The organism is Caballeronia udeis (assembly GCF_044909315.1).
GTDB lineage: Bacteria > Pseudomonadota > Gammaproteobacteria > Burkholderiales > Burkholderiaceae > Caballeronia > Caballeronia udeis_A.
In genome coordinates this window covers 195,973-215,224 of sequence record NZ_JBIYEB010000015.1, presented here as the reverse complement: position 1 = coordinate 215,224, position 19,252 = coordinate 195,973, and the positions used below count along the sequence as shown (strand labels likewise).

Below are 19,252 nucleotides of genomic sequence, written 5' to 3'. Positions count from 1 at the left end.
CCGGTGGTAGTCACCGATATGAACCACAGGATCGTTGGCTGGAACGAAAAATCCGAGCGAGTCTTCGGGTTCAGCAAGTCTGAAATGCTCGGCCGTAAACCGCCGCGTGGTGTGGCCTCGCTCGAAGTTGAACGCGCGGCCGTGGTTGTATCAAGGTGCTCGATCGCGCCGGTCTGGAAGCCCGTGCGTGCGAATGCTACGGCATCGTCAAGCGCGAGTTCGACCGGATGCTGCCGCGCGTGCGTCAGGCTGAGGAAGTTTGCTGAGGGTTGTCTTGCTATTGAGGGGCTCTAGTCGTGTGTATCGGCGAATCAGTCGGACGCGCGGCACGAGACCGTCGCCCTTTCTGTACTGGGAACAGGTACGTCCCCGTCTCGGCGGCGAGAGTGCGCCAAATGCTCAAAAGAAATGCATGATGCCGAACCGCAAAATGAATTGCCGTGCGCTATCCGATGGCGTCACCGTCAGGATGGACGCAACTGAGGACTGCCGTGTGGAGTCGGTGCCACTTGCGATCACGTAGGTGCCAAGGCAATAGATGTCCGTGCGTTTCGATAGCAGATAGTGGAGCGCTGCGTTGAATTGGTTGTAGTGTGCAGGCGCCTTGCCATCGATTGCCCCACCCGTCAGAAAGTCATACGCGCCCGTTAATATAACCGCCGGCGTCACCAGATAGCGGACGTATGCGGCATAGCTGTTGAACACTGCATTGCCGCTGTAACCAAACGGGTTCGTTAGTGAAAGCGTTCCAGAGGCCGGATCGCCAAGGGAGCCAAAACGGATGTTGGAATAATTGGCGCCGACAGAAAACATACTGGTTCCATACTGACCGCCGACCGCGACTACCTGGTAGGTACTCGCCGATGCAAAGCCTCCATAGACAGGATTGCCTTGAACGCCCGTGGTGGCACCGAGGTTATTCGCCGTCGTCGAACTGAGTTGGTTGTCACCGAAGAATGATTGATTCGGATCGCGAACCTTAAGGTAGGCAGCTGCGACCTTGGCTGGACCGTTCGCGAACGACGCGCCGAACGAATAGATGCTGTTGCGCGACACCGAGCCTGCCACACCCCCGAAGCTGTACATGCCGCTTACAACGAAACCGTGATACGACGTACTCGTGAATTTGATCGCATTGTTGGTGCGATAGGTGTCCGCGAAATTATCGATGTCGTTACCATGTGCCGTAAACGTCCCGCCGCCCCCCGCTGCCGCAGCGCTCAATGGGCGAAGAAAATCGACGACTGAATCGTACTGCCGCCCAAGCGTCAACGTTCCAAACGGTGCGCTGAGCCCCACGAACGCCTGCCGCCCGAAAAACGTGCCACCTTCCTGAAACTTGCCCGTGCCGATGTCGAAACCGGTTTCCAGTGTAAAGAGCGCCTTGTATCCCTGACCGAGATCCTCGACTCCACGGAACCCCAACTGATTGCCCGCCATGACAGTACTGCTCGTGGTGTACTGAGTTCGGCTTACCCGATGAGCCGATGCATCGATCGATTGCGCATTGCTGATGTAGTTGACACCCTGATCAATGATTCCGTAAAGCGTGACCGAAGATTGCGCGATGGCGCCTGTGGACGCAAGAAGGCCCGGCACGACTGCGATCAATAGAGCGCTCGTTTTCATTTATTCACTCCTGTCTTGGTTTCTTGCAGACGTGGCAACAGCCGGCCCGCCATCGCGGACGGCCTTTCGACAGGGGGTTAATCCCGCGAATCCCAGCGTGCGAAGAGACTATGTCTGGTTTTATATAAGTAATACTAATTATTGTAAAAACAATCGCAACTGCCAAGAGCGGTATTTATCCAGGATCGGCTCCTCCAGGTTTGGGCGGGGAGTGGACAGATGGATATCGCTCATTTTCAGGCTCGGGAGGCTGGAATGCCGGCTCCGCTTCGAGATCGGTGCCCTTCGTTTCCGGCAAGAGAACCATGCCAATGATAAAGGTCAGCGCAATGATACTGACCGGATACCAGAGGCCCGCATAGATGTCGCCGCTGGCGGCCACGATTGCAAACGCGGTGGCGGGCAGAAAGCCGCCAAACCATCCGTTGCCGATGTTGTAGGGCAGGGAGACAGCGGTGTAGCGGATCCGGGTAGGAAACATCTCTGCGAGCACAGCCGCCACGGGGCCATACGTCGCGGTGATGAGCAAACCGAGACAGATCAGAATAAGTAGCGCCATGCCCCAGTTGATTTGTGCTGGATCGGCACGGCGCGGGTAGCCGGCTTTGGTTAGTGCGCCGGTCAATGCAGCCGCAAAGCGGATCTCCTCTTGCTTCGCTTGCGGGCCGGTTGCCACATAGGCCGGGATGCTATCGGTTCCGACACGAACAAATGCTATCGACGAGTCGGTGGCCGCAACATTGCTGTAGCTTAGACCAGCCTTCGCAAGCGCCTGTTTGGCGATGTCGCAGGAGTTCGTGAAATGCGCCGTACCGGTCGGATTGAACTGAAAGGAGCAGTCGGCCGGGTTGGCGACGACCGAAATCGGCGAACGCTCCAACGCACTCTCCAATGCGGGATTGACGTAGTGCGTGAGGCCCTTGAACAGAGGGAAATAAGCGAACGCGGCGATCAGCAAGCCGACCATAATCACGGGCTTGCGGCCGACTCTGTCCGACAGCGCGCCAAATAGAATGAAAAACGGCGTACAGGCGATCAATGCGATACCAATCAGCATGTTCGCGGTCATGATGTCGACCTTGAGCGTCTGAGTCAGAAAGAAGAGCGCGTAGAACTGGCCTGTATAAAGGACGACGGCCTGGCCGGCAACAAGCCCGAACAACGCAATCAGGGAGAGCCGCAAATTTCGCCATTGACCGAACGCCTCTTTCAGTGGCGCCCTGGAGCCCTTGTTTTGCTTTTTCATGCGGGTGAACACGGGCGACTCGTGAAGCTTCAGCCGGATCCATACGGAGGCTGCGAGCAGGACAGCGGACAACAGGAACGGCACGCGCCAGCCCCAGGCGGTGAAGGCATCGTCACCTAGGACGTAGCGCGCTCCAAGGATGACTACGAGTGAGAGCAACAGGCTGAGCGTTGCGGGCGTTTGTATCCAGGCGGTCCATGCTCCGCGCTTCGCCGCGGGAGCATGTTCGGCGACATAGGTGGCCGCGCCACTGTATTCGCCACCAAGCGAGAGCCCCTGCAACAGCCTGAGAAAAATGAAGATGATCGGAGCGGCAATGCCAATCTGATTGAAGCCCGGCAGCAGACCTATGAGGAATGTGGAGATCCCCATCACTGAAATGGTGAACAGGAATGTGTATTTGCGGCCGATTTTATCGCCGATGCGGCCGAATACGACCGACCCGAACGGCCGTACGGCGAAGCCGGCGGCAAAACTGAGAAGCGTGAATACAAACGCTGCACCAGGATTGACGCCCGAGAAGAACTGCTTGCTGATGATCACCGCGAGAGAGCCGGCCAGATAAAAATCGTAGGCCTCGAACACCGCGCCAAGGGACGACGCGATGAGAACACGCCGGTCGCCACGCGACATGCGTGCGTCCCGGCTATCGTTGTTAGCCATGCCTGTCTCCTTCCGGCTGCCGCGTTGGGCAGCCTTGTTATTCAACGGTACATGCGCTTGGCGCGACGGGGTACGTCAGGTCTTTTTGCGTCTGTGTTTGGGTGTAACGCCTGACGCGATGAGTGCGTCGGTGGCGTCGCGGTCGTAGCCGGCTTCACGTAGCACCGATTCAGTATCGGCGGCGAAGGCAGGAGGGACTTTGCGTACCGAACCCGGTGTCCGCGAGAGCTTCACCGGTATGCCGATGCCCTTGTAGCCGGCAAGCTCCACGACCATCTCGCGTGCCAACGTGTGGGGATGTCGAAGCACGTCCGCAACCGAATTGATCTGCGATGCGGATACGCCCGCATCCGTCAGCCTGCGGCACAGATCCGTGGCGTCGATGTCGCGTAACGCGGGTTCGATCTCCAGGCGCAACGCGGCCCGGTTCTCGACGCGCGCGCGGTTGGTGTTAAAGCGGGGATTGCTGACAAGATCCGCGCGCTCGATCACATTGCAGAATCGCTGGAACTGGCCGTCGTTGACGACGCCGATGAAGACTTCGCCGCGCGCCGCGGTAAATGTATCGTAGGGGCAGATGTTGGGATGCGCGTTGCCGCTGAGCACCGGCGTGTTGCCGGACGCGAACCAATTGGCCGTATGCGGATGCAGCAGGCTCAGGGCGGTTTCGAAGAGAGATGTGTCGACGAGTTGGCCCATGCCCGAGCATGCTCTTTCCGTCACCGCCAACAGGATTCCAATTACTGAGGACATGCCTACCGCGGTATCCACAATCGGGATTCCAATTCTGGTCGGCCCCGATTCGCGATGACCGTTGATACTCATCAACCCGCAGAACGCCTGAAGCACGGCATCGTAGCCGGGCATCGACGAGAGCGGCCCGCTGTTGCCAAAGCCGGAAATACGGCAGTAGATGAGCCGGGGAAACTGTTTCTGCAAGACGTCGGTATAATCCAGCCCCCACTTTTTCATCGTACAGGGAAGAAAGTTTTCCACCAGTACGTCGGCGTCGACAAGCAGTTTCAACAGGACTTTGCGGCCCTCCGGATGAGCAAGATCGAGCGACATCGCGCGCTTGTTCCGGTTCAACCCTTCAAAGTAGGCCGCACTCTCGCGCACGAAGGGCGGCCCCAGTTCACGGGTCTCGTCTCCCTGGGGCGGTTCGATCTTGGTAACGTCGGCACCGTGATCGGCAAGCATCTGGGCAGCTAGAGGGCCGGCGAGTACACGGGACAGATCGAGGACCTTCAAACCGTACAAGGCGCCGCGCGCGGCTGTACTGTCGTTATGCAGATCCCCTGGTGCTTCGGTCATTCGCGTCTCCTGATTGTGATCGAATGGGCTGTTATGCTCGGCCCTCGAATTCGATGAGCTAGCCGCGGCTCGGCAACTCGACGACGCCGCTGCCAAGCACGGAAAGCTCGTCATCCTGGTTGCGGGCCTCTTGTTCGATCTCGACCAGATGGCGGCCGTTCTCGATGAACTTGCGCTTGACGTGGCCCTTGATGAACAACATGTCGCCGGCAGGATTATGGCGTCGAATCTTGCAAGTCGCGCGGCGCAGGAAACCGTTGTCGCCCATCCAGTTTGTCATGTGGTGGGTCAGCCACGAACAGCGTTCCGGACCATAGTCATATGCGCCCGGCGCGCCGACGCGAAGCGCAAAATCCTCTTCCCAATGCACGCGCTCCGGGCAATCCGGAATTCCGAAGCGGTTCTTGATACCAACGCCCGGGTGCGCGTCGATCAGTTGCCAGGCGAGTTTATTGGCGCGGATATACAGGCCGCCCCAGCCCTGGGCGTAGGCAATGAATCCGGTTACTGTCATGGGTCCCTTGAACATCACGGGAAGCGCCTCGCCTTCAGTGACATCTTCCCAATAGCGGGTCTCGGCGCCGCGAACCTGCTCGCTCCGGTAGAGTTCGTAGGCTGCTGAGAGCTCTTCTTCCGTGTAGACGCGCGGCGGTCTTGATTTGACATCGCTGTATTTCGTGCCCAACTCGCGCGCATGATCACGTTCCGTCCGGAAACACCAGCTGTCCGCATCGGCGACAAGGTCCCCATGCTGGTTATAAAAATCGACATGATAAGTCTGCTGGATCGCACGACCGGCGAAGCGCGTGTCATGTTCGACCAAGTCTTTCAGCTTGGCTTCGGTCCTGATTACGTCGTTGCGCTTTACAGGCTTGTGCCAGTTCCAGTCGGCGCCTGACCACATGGCATGAACGCCAGGCAAACCGCCGACGTATCCGGAAACAATCCGACTTGTCGTGAAAAGGAAACTGGGTAGCGCAATGATTCCCTCATGGCGGGTCTTTGCCGCATAGTCCGGGTCGCACCAAAGCGGATTGTCGTCGCCAATACCGTGCGCGTAGTGACGGATGTTGTCGCGCGTCGCCTCGTAGCACCACGGCTCGGCCGTTGCTCCCACCTCCACGCCTATTCGCTTGCTCAACTCTTCAAGACCGCTTTCGGTGATCTTGGGGAACATTACCTGATCTTCGGCCATGCATTTCTCCTGGTGACATCAATTGGGAATTACCGACGTGGCCGCCCGCTCGCGGTCACGCAATGCTTTTCGATTGACTTTGCCCGCGGGATTCTTGGGGAGTTCGCTAACGTAGGCTACTTCCCGCGGATATTCATGCTGACTCAGGTAATTTCTTACGGAATCCTGAATTTCCTTGGTAAAGTTTTCATCACCAGGACGCTCAGCAACCACGAACGCCTTGACGATCTGACCGCGTAGCGTATCGGCTACGCCGATGGCCGCAGCCTCGAGCACATCAGGATGCTTCAGAACTGCGTCCTCGATCTCCACCGCGCTGATCGTCCAGCCTGCGGAAATGATCACGTCGTCGGCACGGCCACGGTGATAAAAATAACCGTCCTCGTCGATCCGGCCGAGATCCTTTGTCGGAACCCACTTGCTGCCCCGCCAGACGGCCAGCTCGCCTGTCACTTCAGGCCCGCACGGACGCGCTTCTGCATCGTGGACTTCAACGAGCACGCCGGGAACCGCCTTGCCGAGCGAGCCTGCCTTCACCGGAAAATCAAATGCGCCCGGATAGCTGACCAGGATTACGCCAATCTCGGTGGTGCCGTACATGCTGCATACCGCGCGGCCAAAGGTCTGCCGCACGAACTCGGTCGTATCGCTATCGATCGGCTCGCCGGTAAATGACAGTTTTTCGATTGCATAGGTGTATTGGTCGGCGACACCGGAGTTTTTGATCATCCGATAGTGAGTCGCGGCAGCGGAGATGTTGACGAAGCGATGTTCATGCAGTGCTTTCAGCAAGCGCTCGGCAGAGAATTTTCCAGCATAGGCACCGATAGTGGCGCCAAGTGCGAGAGGCGCGAGCGTCCCGTGCCATAGTCCGTGTCCCCAAGCCGGCGACGAAGGGCAGAAGAAACGCTCGCCTGGCCGCACGCCGGTCCCGTACAGCGCCGCGCGCAGGACCATGACCAACGCCCGATGAGTGTGACGAACGGCGTCAGGCAATTCGCGTGTCGTGCCCGAGGTGTACTGGAATATCGACAGGTCGTCACTATGCGTCGCCGTCGAGAATTGCGCCGGATAAACCGCCAGTTCGTTGAGCCAATTCTCGTTTGCGATCACCGTCCTGACTTCGGGTACCGTCGCCGCCACGGCGGCTTTCGCCTCGTTCGTGATCAGGATCCGCGGTTCGCAGTCCTTAATGCGAAGTTGAAGCCCGTCGGGGCCGAAAAGCGTAAACAGCGGCACCGCGATCGCGCCCAGCTTCAGGACTCCGAATAATGAAGCATAAAAAGCGAGAGAAGGTTCCAGCATGATGCCGATGCGGTCCCCTGCACGTATACCCTGTGCATGCAGGTAGTGCGCCACCCGCGAAGAGGTTTCGGATATTTCGCGAAAGCTCAGAATTTCGTCATGCCCATCGGCATGGGCGATGATGACAGCAATCCGGTCTCCGTCTACGTGTCTGTCGATGCATTCGTGTCCGATGTTCAGGAGCGGGGGTTCGCCGTCGACGAGTTCCCACAGTTTCTGCGCACTGAAGTGCTTCTGGGCATCGGCATAAGACGTGTATGCCGTCAGTTTGGTCATCTTGATGTGTCTCCGCTTTTTTTCTAGATCATTTCGTTGAACCCACTTTAGGCGTCGCTTGTCTTTTTGTCAAATAGCATGTAGTTTTGTATATATACAAACGGAGGCAAGATGGTAGTCATCAGGAAGGCAGCACAGAACGATGAAAAGAAGACAGCAGGCCCCCGTGTGCGCCCTGTGCCGGCAGTCACACGATCAATTGCGATCCTGCGGCTACTTGGCAACAGCGCGGCGCCGCTCGGCGTCAAGGCGATCGCTGACGAACTGCAGTTAGTCCCCAGTACGTGTTTGCACATCCTGCGGGTATTGGTCGACGAGGAGCTCGTCAAGATCGACGCATCTACCAAGCGTTACTCAGTCGGCGCCGGCATGCTGTCACTCGCGCGAAGCGCACTGAAGAGCGGTGGTTTCAGCGATCTCGTGCAGCCTTACCTGGACGATCTGGCTTCGCGATATGGCGTCACTGCAATGGGCGTCGAGCCGAGCGGCCTTAAGCACATGGTCGTGAAGGCGTTATCTGTGTCCGAGTTACCGGTGAGTCTGCATGTCGAGCTGGGAAGCCGCTTTCCCGCCCTGATCAGCGCGACAGGACGCTGCGTAGCCGCATTCGGCGACTACACGCCTGCTGAACTGAAAAGCGGTTTCGAGTCGCTGCGATGGCAGAACCCGCCAACATTCGAAGCCTGGATGAAAGAAGTCGACACCACCCGAACGCACGGTTATGGCATCGACCGGGGAAATTACATCGCCGGCGTAACCGTCGTCGGTACGCCGGTATTGGACTCGAAGCAACGGATGGTGTTTGGTCTTGCCGCCGTCGGACTGATGAGCCAGCTGAGCGCAACCCAGGTGAGCGCGCTTGCGAACGATCTCAGTAAAGCGTCGACTGAACTGGCGTCGACCGTCGTATCGGTGCGGTGATCATGGACATACGTATGACGGCCGAACGGCTGGCGCAGCAGGGATGGCGCAGGCACGCTCCAAAGGGCTTCACCGGGTTGATCGGTCCGCTGTGGAGTCGGACTGAACAAGGCATTCTCGCATTTGGACTCATCGCGGGGGAGGATCATTTGAATCCCGCCGGGCTCGTTCACGGAGGCATGCTGGCGACGCTGCTTGACCAGGTGATTAGCACTGCTTCATGGCAGGCGGTGGGACGCCTGCCGTGCGTCACCATACAGCTTGATGCGCAGTTTCTCTCGGCCGTCAAAGCGGGAGCTTTTGTGGAAGCACGGGCAGAGGTGGTGAAAAAAACGCGGGAGATCGTTTTCGCACGCGGTGAGTTGACGGTTTCGATGACCATCGTGGCAACCGGTAACGCAGTGCTCAAAATTCTTCAGGCAGTCTCTAGTCACTGAAATAGCAACAGCGTGCCGGAGTTCCTGTCGGTCATCGTCGGCTTGACCCGGGCTTTGTCGAAATGATTTGCGGATGGCACGTCGTCAGACAGATTTTCCTCAAACGCGGGGATTCTGGCATCACCCGTTTAGGGACAAATTCGGGCATCAAGATTGCGCGGAATCTCGAAGTGGAACGGTCCGCCGCCGTCTGGCCGACGGTCGGGCATTGCGGATACGACGCAAAATGCTCAATCGATAGGTTTGCTCACCGGAAAATTAATTTAGAGGTGAGGCCAGTCCGAACCATCGTTACGAATGGCAACACCAAAGGCTCGGTGTTGTGCCTGAAACTTACCTTCCGGTCTCTTGCCCACTTGGTCGAAGACAATCTCGTTGTCGAAACGGGGTCGGCGATCGGAGATGCGGTGCCCGAGTTCACAGCACATGCAGATAGGCGTCAATCTGCCGAACGGATCTATGCGCGTAGCCGTTGGTCAACGAGCCGTGCGATCGCGACTGATTTGATTTGACATAAACTAAATGATCGAAATTTAGTTCGCATTCCTATGCGTATTAAGACGAGCGGGTTATCAATTTGTGCAGCGGGCCGCTGCACAAATTCGGATATATGGTGCCTCCAAGGTGCGAGGTGACAGTCTGCGCATGGCGGGGAGGGCTGCTGGTTAGACGCGATGTCAGCGCACGATGGGGCGGCAAAAGGGGAAGTGCGTGAATGCTCCTCACGGACCTGATGTCGTGCAGAGGCTGTCAATGAGTCTCATCGTCGTTGCTCTCCAGCCAAGCCGGAATATCACGCTTGCCGTTGAGCACGCGCCAGACTTCCACATGAGCCTCGCGCTCAATATAGAAGATTAAGTGCGGATACCGATCCAGTGGCCACGACCGCAGGTCTGGGATACCCAGCTCGTACGCGTAACGGAGAGACCCGATGTTCGGGTGCTTGGAGAGACGCTCGTAAGCCTGCTCGATCTCCGCGATGAATCCGAGCGCAGCCTGCTCCGAGCCTTCGTCTACGAGGTAGTGCGTCACCTCGTCCTCCACGTCCTGCCTGGCTAGCCTTGTCGGTATGACGGGCTTAGCCCTCATTTGCGAGAAGTACGCACGCGAGCGCGCAGCGATTCGAAGTAGTCGGCGTCAACAGGGGCGGCGAGGCCGGACGTTGCGCCCTGCAGGATTATTGCGCGCAGACGCTTGCGATCTTGGTCTTTTCGGATCAGTTCGCGGACGTATTCGCTACTCGTGCCGTACCCGCCCTCGCCAACCTGTTCGTCGACGTAGACCTTCAGCGAATCCGGTAGGGAAATGTTCATAGTCGTCATGGAACAACTCTAGCACGCTTTGGCAAATTTTGCCAAAGTGATTCGGTGTTATGAGGCGGCTGATACAGAGTGACTGCTACGGCTTTGGTGCGCATAGACAATGAACGGTAGTTGGCGTTCGGCGAACAAAGAACCGGATATGCGACCGTGCGCGCGGTGTTCGACCGTACGCTTAGTCAATTCATAACGTATTCACTTGACATAATATAAATTATCATTTTTAAGTAACAGGCTACCTGATAGAGTGATCGAGCCTGGACGGCGTGAATTCGGCTTCAACGACAATGAACGGTGCAAAATTGACCTGCAAACATTAGCCCGGCAAGCCCGCGTGCATCGGAACACGATCGGCCGGGCACCAAACTCCGTGAGCCTGCAACGGTTCTTGCGCGAAGCTATACGCGTCCTTCGAGCCGCGAGCGATGTTTTCCAGCCGCGAGGCCTGAGCGGTTAAATTGCCATACCCGGCTCAAGCGTGACGGGTTCCTGACCCGCAGAGAACCGGAGTGCGGGAAATGGACCGCGCAGAACCGTGAGCCCACTGCCGACCTCCAGCCAATCCCCTTCCGGCAGACCGATCACAGTCTTGTCCGAATTGGCGACAAGAAACTCCGCAATCCGCTGGTTGCGTGTTTCTCCACGATGCCCTTGCGGCAGCGCATTCGTGTAATGCGGATTGATCTGCACATCAATCAGGTTCAACGCACCGAAACCCTTCGGATCCACGATCGGCATGTCGTTCGTGGTGCTGATGGTCGGACATGCGAGATTCGCACCTGCGCTCCAGCCAAGATACGGCGTGCCGCCGCGCACGACGCTCGCGATAGCGTCGAGCAGGCCGCGCTCGCGACAAGTCGCCAGCAACTGGAACGTGTTACCGCCGCCCACAATCACCAGTTCGGCCCCCGCGATAGCGGCCTGCTGCGCTTGCACGGAACCGGCTTCATCGATGGATTCGACTTCGATGCCAACCGGTTCGAGCGCTTCACGCACTGTGGCGGTGTAGTCGCTCCAGCTCATTGTCACGCCGGCAAACGGAATAAACACGGCCCGTCGCCGCGAACCGGCGAGCGCTGTGATGGCGTCGAGTGCGTGAGCGAGATAACGGCCATCGGGACCGCGGGAATTACTCAAGAGAAGTAGTTTCATGGATGGTTTCTCCGGGTTTTAGCTCACTCGCCTATGCATCAGGAATGTTTCTTAGAGCAGTTCGGCCGTCAAGCGCGCGATCAACGCGTTCGAGACAATAACCGGTAATCCCGACGCGGTTTTTGCCACCTCGCGATGCCGTTCGACGAAGCCCATGCAGTCGAGAATCAGGATGTCGGCGCCCTGCTCGCGCAGACTGCGCGCTGCTTCGGCTAGTGCGTCATCGTTGTCTACATAAGGTGAAGCCGCCGCGCAGACCGGTGGACACTGCAAGCCGGCCCACTTGTGATACTCGCTCTGGATCTGGCTTTCGAGCGGCACCACAATGCCCGCCTGCCGCGCACCCGCCAGCGCTGCCGCCGCTGGCGGCACGATCCGGTCCGGTTCGACGAGCCAGGCAGATTTGCATTGCAGCCCTTCGAACTCACCCGTGCACAGGATCAGCACCACGGTGCAGCCTTGCGCTTCGAGCGCGTCGATCTTCTGCTGTAGCACGCGCCTGACAGCAGGCTTGTCCAGCACCACCGCTTCGCCGCTCAACAACCGTGAAACGAGTGTCGCGTTGCCTGGCTGCGGCGCGAAGACCGCGTCAATATCTTCGCGCGTCCTGCCGTCGAGCACGCCCGAGTGAACGCACTGCAGGCCGGCAGGAAGATGGGTGTTCAGGATAGGCGTGATATCCGAACGCGGAGCCTGTCCGATTGTCAGCGTACCGAGTTTGCTGGTCGTCATGTCGATTAACCTTAAAGAGCCTGCCGTTTTTGCAGATGCGCGAGCGAACCGTAAAGCTCGATCAGGCGTGCATATTCAAGGACATCATAGAACGCGCACGTGCCGCGGCCGAACTCCTTCGCAACCTCGACTGCGAACTTCACCGTTGCGGCAATATCGGTTTCGTGGCTCGCGCCGGTGCCACAGCCGGGCACAACGCTCTCGGACGTGATCGCCACGCCGACGACCGGCGCGCTCGTGGCAATCGACGGCTGCATGATGCTGTTCAGATGATGTACGCCGTTGCCGTACGGCGTGATGTCCTGCGTCGTGATGGGAAACGTCACGGCCGGGCGGCCGCTGGTCATTTCCATGATGCGCAGCAAGTCCTCCGAGACGCGCAGGATGTAGCCCTCTTTCACTGTCGGCGAGAGCGCGTAACCCTTGTGGTTGATAATGCGATTACCCTTGGTCGTATCGATGGAGAGCACAGCGTCCATCTCATCCCAGACCTCGTGGGCATTGATGTCTTCCGTGTCGATCGGCGAATCCATGAAATCGACCGGATCATGCGGGCGCGTCGGAGCATCGGGACAAATGTGCGTGGTCAGGAAAACATCGCCGGGCAGCGCATCGCCTTGCCCGCGCATTTGCGCGAGCTTCAACGCAGACGCAACCGCGGCGATAGCGCCATCGGCGTCGGAGACCAGGCCGATGCGCGAAGGCCGTGCGCCGATGCCACCAAGACGCCCGACAATGCCAAGACTCTTCGCCGTGCCGCCGGCGCGTTTGCCCGACTCGCCCGGAATATGGATTTTCACGAAATCGGTCGATCCCTTCGGACCACTGATCTTGAGGACTTCAACCGTGACCCCCTGGCCGCGATACGGCGCGAGCAGGTCGACGACCGTCTGGCCCGAGGCGAAGCGGCTGTCGAAGGCTTCGAATACTTGAAGAGTTTGCGAAAGGCTCATAGTGTGTTGTCTCTTTGAAACGTAGTCGATCCGTGCGAACTTTCCTCGTTCAATGCGAGCGGGTACGAATCAGTGAATTGCAAAAACTATAGATCGCGTCTCCTGCGATCACGCCGGCGGCGAATACTTCCATTGCGCTTTTCATCGCCGCGCCGCCACGGCGCTCAATCGCAACACGCAACGCAATGCCGACCATGACGGCCCAGCCCGCTGCCGGATTGGCGATCAGGAGGCCGGTCGCGAACAGCACGCCGAGCTGACGCTTCGGGCCGCCGATCAGCTGCAGCGCGGCGCCCGCAATCGCCCAGACGATCAGCGAGTGCATCACGCCGGGGGCGACGCCCGCCTTGATCGTCGACACATACACCTTTGCGACCGGCGGGATCTGGCCGTTCGCAAAGAAGCTCGTATGCGCGAAGTAGACCACCGGGATGGCAACCACGAAAGCGAGCATGGCGGCGAGCAATTGCTGACGCCGGCCGGCGAGTTCGAACGCGGGATCCTTGCCGTGGCCGCGGAGGATGAAGCCCGCCTTCAGGTCATAGCCCATGTCGGCGAACGCCGGACCGGTTGCAGCAGAGAAGCCGCAAAGGATCACGAGCGCCTCCGGCGGGAAGCCGATCAACATGCCGATCAGCAACGTAATCAGTGCCACCGCGAAGGCCGGAAACCAGCCCGAATGCATGGCCGCGATGCCTACAATCAGTTCGTGGACGAATGCCGCTAACGCCGCATAGACGATGAACCCGAGCAGCATGCCCGGCGACATGCCGGCGTACAGGCCGCTGCCGAACGAGACCAGCGCAGCGAGCGCGACATACGCAATGCCGCCGAACTTGAGCGAACTGCGGATACCGGGCGCGTCCTGGACCGCCGGGGACTGGGTATTCAGCACGGGCTTCTTGTCGCGCACCACGAGCCATCCCACCTGCAGCAGCGCGACCAGACCGGCGCCTATCATCATGCCGTGCGGGATGTACGCCTTGTCGATGGCGATGCCGAACAACGGCATCGAATAACCGCGCAGCAAAAAGCCTAGGCCAAGCATGCCGAGCGCCCAGATGTTGCCGATGAACGCGGTGCCGAACGCCGACATTGGAATCCCGAGCCATGAACCGATCACACCCACGCCGAGCCCCACGCCGAGAAGACGCGCCTGTTTGCCGCCTTCATCGCCGGCCTTGATCGCCTCGGCCGCGGCGACGCCTTGCGGCCACGTGCCTGTTGCGGGAAAGATCTTGCTGCCGAACATCCGGTAAAGCATATAGCCGTCGAGCAGCATGGCCAGCGACACGCCCACGAACATCGGCATGACGAGATCGGCGCGACCCATCAGGAACGGGATGCCTATTGGCAGCAGCAAGCTGTTCGCCGCGCCGAAGGTCGCTGCGGAGATCGCACTTTGTGCAAGATTCTGGACGTGAATGGAACGGTAGTTGGCGAAGAACTGCAACGGCACACGCGCACAGATCATGGCCACGAGTGCGCCGATGATGGACGTATTCGGTGTCACGCCAAGCTTGACCAGCAGTTCGATACCGATCACCGCGCCAAACACGCTCAGCACCACGAGCAACAGCAGGTTGGCAAACGAGAACGTGGACGGATGCTGCGGTGGGACAACGCCCGTTTGCTGCGAGTCGGCTAGGGTCGGCGGTTGCATGGAAAGTAAGTGGAAAAGTTAGGGCATCGTGGTCCAGAATGCATCGCCGAGTGAACGGCCGATCAGTTCCGCATGAGACGTGATGCGGCGCGCGAGATGCCCGATGTCGTCCGCGCCGAGATTGCTGCTGGGAAAGGTCAGGCAGAACGACAAGCATTCGCCGCTGGCAGGATCGGCAACTGCGCAGCCGACTGAACAGACGCCCGAGAGCGCCTCGTTCCGGGCAACGGCGTAGCGCTGGCGGCGCGTCTCGTCCAGCGCCCGGATGAGTTCACTGACCGTCGCCGGGCCGCCGATCGGTGCCGTGCTAGGGGTTTCAACCGGCAATCCGTCGGGGAAGCGTTCGCGAATCTGCGCGTCGCTTTCGCGCGCCAGCAATGCCCGGCCGGTCGATGTCGCCCAGGAAGGCAAACGGCGGCCGGCATTCGTCATCGCCCGCAAAGCCTGTGAGCCAGGACGAACGCGCAGGACAACAACGTCGTTATGGTCAAGCAGCGAGATATAGCCGGTGTGACCAGTTTCGGTGCCAAGCGTATCCATGGCCTGCGCGCACATTTCGATCAGCGGTGTCGACGAGCGCACGATGTGGGCGAGTTCAAGCAGCAGCAGCGAGGGCCGATACGCGAGCGTTGTCGAATTGCGCACAAGCAAGCCCTCCTCCGCCATTTGCTTGAGGACGCGCGAAGCCGAACTTTTCGGCATTGAAAGATGTTCGACCAAGTCGGTCATGGTGACTTCCGACTGCCGCAAGGCCATCAGGCGCAGAACGGCAGTTGCTGTTTCGAGAATGCTCATCGCTCACCGTGGTTCCATAAAATGGAACCGAGTTCCGTTGTGTGAGTTAATGGTATTCGAATCGGAAGATCGTCAAAAAAAAGTTTCGCAGGCGCGTGCTTGTCCATTTCGCGGCCGTGCCATTTCGCCGGTGCAGCCGGGTCTTCGAATGGAGGCGCCGTTGAAGAAGCAAGGTCTTCAGGTCAGTGGTTTTTCGCCATGTGGACAATCGTGGAATCGGGGCGCGTCAGATGTGCACGCCGTCGTGTTTCAAGGTAGCCCGGTTTCAGACCCAAGGTCTCTGGGGCTGGCTACCCTGACTTCCAATTGCATCTTCAGTTGCGGCTCGCAATAGCGGCCGCCGCACCGCCGAGTGCAAATGCTCCAACACGATTGGCGATGCGAACCGCGCGAGGTGTCCGCAAAAGGAGGCGCGCCTTATGGGCCAGAAATGTCCAGCTCAAGTCGATCGTAGCCAACGTGACGAGCGTAACGAGCGTGACGCACGAAAGAATGGCCCACTCCTGAAAACCTGCGGACGAGAGGTCAATGAGCGACGGCAACAGGGCGATGTAGAACACCATGAGCTTGGGATTACCCAAGGTGACGGCCATGCCCGCGCCGCATAGGACCGATACCGCGCGCCGCCCTCCTTCTTCGATAGTCTGTCGGACCTCCTCAAGCTTCTGGCGGTCGCGGCCGACCAGGACGACCACGCCGTGGCTGGCCAGTTCGAGCGCCGCTAGCCGACCCATGCCTGAAGTCCGGCCGGTGATGATGTACGCCTTGGGACCGGCGGGGTTTTTCAGGGGCGATGCTTGCATGGCGGCGCGTTAAATATGGATGCCGCCCGCGACTTCGATCCGCTGGGCATTGACCCAGCCGAAGTCGTCGGACAGTAGCGCAGCGATCACCGGCCCAACATCCTCCGGAACGCCGGCGCGTCCGAGCGCGGTGTGATCGGAGACCGCCTTGTTGACCTGTTGATTGTCCCGGACAATGCCACCGCTGAAATCGGTGGCGATGGCGCCCGGTGCGATCACGTTGGCCGCGATCCGGCGCGGTGCCAGCTCCACGGCCATGTAGCGCGTCAGCGCCTCTACGGCCGCTTTTATCGGACCGTACCCAACACGGTTTGGCATGGCGAAGCGAGCCAGTCCCGAGGAAATGTTCACGATGCGACCGCCCTCGTTCATGAGCGGCAGCAATTTTTGCGTGAGGAACAACACGCCCTTGAAGTGAACGTTATAGAGCCCGTCCATCTCTACTTCAGTTATGGTCTCAAGGCTGGCGTTGGATGAGGTGCCCGCATTGTTGACGAGGTAATCGAAACGCTCAACTCCCAGTTCGACAAGCGTTTCCTTCACATGACCAACGAAGCTGTCGAACGTAGCAACATTGCCCGTGTCCAGCTGCAGCGCAAATGCCTGCACGCCGGCCTCCACGGCTAGCGCGACCACTTTGTCGGCTTCTGCACGATTCGAGATGTAGGTGAATATTGAGTGGACCCCTCGCCTGGCGAGGCAGAGGACAGTGTTACGGCCAATTCCCCGGCTGCCGCCGGTGACGATCGCAAGTTTACTATTTCGCATAACTGATCTTCCTGTTGGAATCGCGTATATCGCGGTGGGTTACGTTCACTCATTGTGACGGCCAAAGGCCGCTACCGGAATGCCGAAACACTCCGTTTTCTTGCCTATTCCTAGCGATAGAGATACATTTGATCGTGGTTCCAACGTAAAAGGAAAGGTCGGATATGCCAGATCAATTGGCGCAAGCGCTCCTGCGCTATACGGACGGTCAGCCCGGCGCGAGTCCGTTTATAACGCCGATCGACGGACTTGCCATCCTGCGGTCGGATCATCCAAAACCGCCTACCCACATGATGTCCAAACCAGCCATGTGCATCGTGGCCCAGGGTGCCAAGTGGGCAACCTTCGGCGGCAATCGACTTGAGTACCGGGCGGGACAGGCGCTCGTCGTAGGCGTCGAGGCGCCCTCCATCGGCCGGGTTGTCGAAGCGAGTCCCGGCGAGCCTTGTCTTGTCCTTGCGTTTGAACTCGACCTCGCGATCATGCGCAGCGTTGCAGATGGACTGGATGCGCCGCCCAAGCCTGGCGGGGAACCCGGCCGCGGCGTTTTCGTGACGGATTTCCGAGGTCCGCTTGCCGACTGCGCGCTGCGCCTGGTACGCCTGCTAGACACGCCCAAGGCGATTCCGACACTCTACCCGGTCATCATGCGCGAAATTTGCTATTGGCTACTGACTGGTCCTCATGGGCGAGATGTCGCCAGAATGACCTTGTCGAACGGCCCATCGCAGCGGGTGATGAACGCCATGCACAGCTTGCGGAATCGCTTCAGGGAGACGGTTCGGATTGCGGAACTGGCTGAGGTCGCGCAGATGAGCCCTTCGGCTTTCCACCGTCAGTTCAAGGCGCTGACTTCGTTGACGCCTCTGCAGTATCAGAAGCAGCTTCGTCTGCTGGATGCCCGCCGGCTGATGATTTCGAGCGCTGTTAATGCTGAGACGGCATCCGTTCTGGTTGGCTATGAAAGTCCGTCACAGTTCAGCCGGGAATATGCACGCATGTTCGGTGCATCTCCGAAACGTGATGTGACGCGGATGCAAACCGTGCTTCGAGAAGACCGCGCTGCAGCGGGCGCTGATTGATGGCTGAAGATGCTTGATCTCGGCATCCGGCTTGCTGGTCGTGTTCATCGGCTGCGCCATAGCGGTTGTGGACAACGATACGATAAATTACGCGTGTCGCAGCACAACGCACTGCCCTCACAGAGCTAACGCCGTTAGTCTTGGAGGGTACGCCCGTTTATTCCTTTGCTACGGGAACAAGTCACGGCGGCAGGAAATTCAGGGAACCGAAATTGCAGGCCTTTCGTATTCTCATCGACAATATTCACACACGGTCCCCATGGCGATACAAAAGGAACAAGTCATCCAGGTTGCAATGGAACTCCTCGATGAACTTGGAATCGACGGTATGACAATGCGCAAACTCGCGCAGGCGCTGGACATCAAAGCGGCTTCGCTGTACTGGCACTTTGCGAACAAGCAGGCGCTGATGGATGGCATCGCCGACCTGCTGATGGAGAACGTCGCGCGAAAAGTGCCGCGCAAGCGCGCGTGGGATGAACAGTTGCGTCAAATCGCGGTCGAGATTCGCCGCGCAATGCTGAAGCATCGGGACGGCGCGCGCGTGTTCGCCGGCAGCAACGGTGTCACCGACAATGTAATGCGGGTCGGCAACGCCCTGATCGCCGCACTGGCCGACGCTGGCGCAGACTCACGGCTCTCCGCGTGGGGTGCGTTCAGCGTGCTCTACTATGTGCTCGGCTTCGTGATGGAGGAGCAGGCGCTCGGCCCGGAAAATGGCATTGACATGAAGGCTCGCCAAGCGGCATTCGTCGCGCTTGCGAGCACTGGTTATCCCCATGCGCATGATGCGGCTGACGATATCTTCAACCGCAACTTCGACCAGCGCTTCGCGCTCGGACTTGATCTTCTGATACGCGGTTTCAAGAGCAAGGTTGCAGAGATTTGACTATCTAACAACGTTAGTTTAATCTAATGTTGTTAGATGATCTTGACTCAGCAAGGAAGCTCAACGTGCTGCTCAGGTGCGGAAAGCGTTTTGTGCTGCTGAGCGCCGGC

The 19,252-nt window shown here is 58.9% G+C and carries 17 protein-coding genes and 3 pseudogenes; 6 read left to right on the top strand and 14 right to left on the bottom strand.

Annotated elements, in window-relative coordinates; translation table 11 throughout:
* Positions 1-3: 3 nt before the first annotated feature.
* Together ABH944_RS24135 and ABH944_RS24130 are read left to right on the top strand one after the other, a co-directional pair.
* Positions 4-93, top strand: a pseudogene (locus tag ABH944_RS24135) (PAS domain-containing protein); the annotation flags it as partial.
* 47 nt (positions 94-140) lie between these two features.
* Positions 141-266 (top strand): annotated as a pseudogene (locus ABH944_RS24130) (Crp/Fnr family transcriptional regulator); the annotation flags it as partial.
* A 133-nt stretch (positions 267-399) separates the two neighbouring features.
* Here the strand turns inward: ABH944_RS24130 and ABH944_RS24125 are convergent.
* The 5 genes and pseudogenes from ABH944_RS24125 to ABH944_RS24105 form a co-directional block, all read right to left on the bottom strand.
* Positions 400-1,629: a porin gene (locus ABH944_RS24125; protein ID WP_404609648.1), complete on the bottom strand. Its 1,230-nt coding sequence runs from the start codon at positions 1,627-1,629 to the stop codon at positions 400-402.
* Between the two features lie 262 nt (positions 1,630-1,891).
* Positions 1,892-3,508, bottom strand: a pseudogene (locus ABH944_RS24120) (MFS transporter); the annotation flags it as partial.
* A 105-nt stretch (positions 3,509-3,613) separates the two neighbouring features.
* A complete protein-coding gene (locus tag ABH944_RS24115) occupies positions 3,614-4,852 on the bottom strand; it encodes a CaiB/BaiF CoA transferase family protein (RefSeq protein ID WP_404609649.1) in 1,239 nt (412 codons plus the stop codon).
* Between the two features lie 58 nt (positions 4,853-4,910).
* A complete protein-coding gene (locus tag ABH944_RS24110) occupies positions 4,911-6,047 on the bottom strand; it encodes an FAS1-like dehydratase domain-containing protein (protein WP_200658274.1) in 1,137 nt (378 codons plus the stop codon).
* Positions 6,048-6,065: 18 nt separating this feature from the next.
* Entirely contained in the window at positions 6,066-7,628 is a 1,563-nt protein-coding gene (locus tag ABH944_RS24105) for an acetate--CoA ligase (protein ID WP_404609650.1), read from the bottom strand.
* 111 nt (positions 7,629-7,739) lie between these two features.
* Here ABH944_RS24105 and ABH944_RS24100 point away from each other — a divergent pair, with 111 nt between their 5' ends.
* Complete coding sequence (locus ABH944_RS24100) at positions 7,740-8,549, top strand: IclR family transcriptional regulator (RefSeq protein ID WP_200658276.1); 810 nt, start codon at positions 7,740-7,742, stop codon at positions 8,547-8,549.
* Positions 8,550-8,563: 14 nt separating this feature from the next.
* Positions 8,564-8,986: a PaaI family thioesterase gene (locus tag ABH944_RS24095; protein WP_404659517.1), complete on the top strand. Its 423-nt coding sequence runs from the start codon at positions 8,564-8,566 to the stop codon at positions 8,984-8,986.
* Positions 8,987-9,736: 750 nt separating this feature from the next.
* Here the strand turns inward: ABH944_RS24095 and ABH944_RS24090 are convergent.
* The 9 genes from ABH944_RS24090 to ABH944_RS24050 form a co-directional block, all read right to left on the bottom strand.
* Positions 9,737-10,075, bottom strand: coding sequence for a type II toxin-antitoxin system RelE/ParE family toxin (locus tag ABH944_RS24090; RefSeq protein ID WP_404609652.1), 339 nt, complete (start codon positions 10,073-10,075; stop codon positions 9,737-9,739).
* Positions 10,072-10,308: a type II toxin-antitoxin system ParD family antitoxin gene (locus tag ABH944_RS24085; RefSeq protein WP_047847868.1), complete on the bottom strand. Its 237-nt coding sequence runs from the start codon at positions 10,306-10,308 to the stop codon at positions 10,072-10,074. Before ABH944_RS24085 ends, ABH944_RS24090 begins: the two co-directional genes overlap by 4 nt.
* 450 nt (positions 10,309-10,758) lie before the next feature.
* Entirely contained in the window at positions 10,759-11,457 is a 699-nt protein-coding gene (gene pepE, locus ABH944_RS24080; protein ID WP_404609653.1) for a dipeptidase PepE, read from the bottom strand.
* Between the two features lie 51 nt (positions 11,458-11,508).
* On the bottom strand, positions 11,509-12,189 hold the full coding sequence (locus ABH944_RS24075) for an AroM family protein (protein WP_404609654.1): 681 nt from the start codon (positions 12,187-12,189) through the stop codon (positions 11,509-11,511).
* Positions 12,190-12,200: 11 nt separating this feature from the next.
* Entirely contained in the window at positions 12,201-13,142 is a 942-nt protein-coding gene (locus tag ABH944_RS24070) for a DUF1177 domain-containing protein (protein ID WP_404609655.1), read from the bottom strand.
* 49 nt (positions 13,143-13,191) lie between these two features.
* Positions 13,192-14,805, bottom strand: a complete 1,614-nt coding sequence (locus ABH944_RS24065; RefSeq protein ID WP_404609656.1) for an OPT/YSL family transporter — start codon at positions 14,803-14,805, stop codon at positions 13,192-13,194.
* 18 nt (positions 14,806-14,823) lie between these two features.
* The gene (locus tag ABH944_RS24060; RefSeq protein WP_404609657.1) at positions 14,824-15,600 is read right to left on the bottom strand and encodes an IclR family transcriptional regulator; all 777 of its coding nucleotides are present in this window, start codon (positions 15,598-15,600) and stop codon (positions 14,824-14,826) included.
* Positions 15,601-15,914: 314 nt separating this feature from the next.
* Positions 15,915-16,403 carry a LysE family transporter gene (locus ABH944_RS24055; protein WP_404609658.1) on the bottom strand — a complete coding sequence of 163 codons (489 nt, stop codon included), beginning with the start codon at positions 16,401-16,403 and terminating at the stop codon, positions 15,915-15,917.
* A gap of 9 nt (positions 16,404-16,412) precedes the next feature.
* On the bottom strand, positions 16,413-17,171 hold the full coding sequence (locus ABH944_RS24050) for an SDR family NAD(P)-dependent oxidoreductase (RefSeq protein ID WP_404609659.1): 759 nt from the start codon (positions 17,169-17,171) through the stop codon (positions 16,413-16,415).
* A 164-nt stretch (positions 17,172-17,335) separates the two neighbouring features.
* On the opposite strand from ABH944_RS24050, the gene ABH944_RS24045 reads away from it, so the two are divergent.
* Together ABH944_RS24045 and ABH944_RS24040 are read left to right on the top strand one after the other, a co-directional pair.
* Positions 17,336-18,253, top strand: coding sequence for an AraC family transcriptional regulator (locus ABH944_RS24045; RefSeq protein ID WP_404609660.1), 918 nt, complete (start codon positions 17,336-17,338; stop codon positions 18,251-18,253).
* 259 nt (positions 18,254-18,512) lie between these two features.
* On the top strand, positions 18,513-19,142 hold the full coding sequence (locus ABH944_RS24040) for a TetR/AcrR family transcriptional regulator C-terminal domain-containing protein (RefSeq protein WP_404609661.1): 630 nt from the start codon (positions 18,513-18,515) through the stop codon (positions 19,140-19,142).
* Positions 19,143-19,252 lie beyond the last annotated feature (110 nt).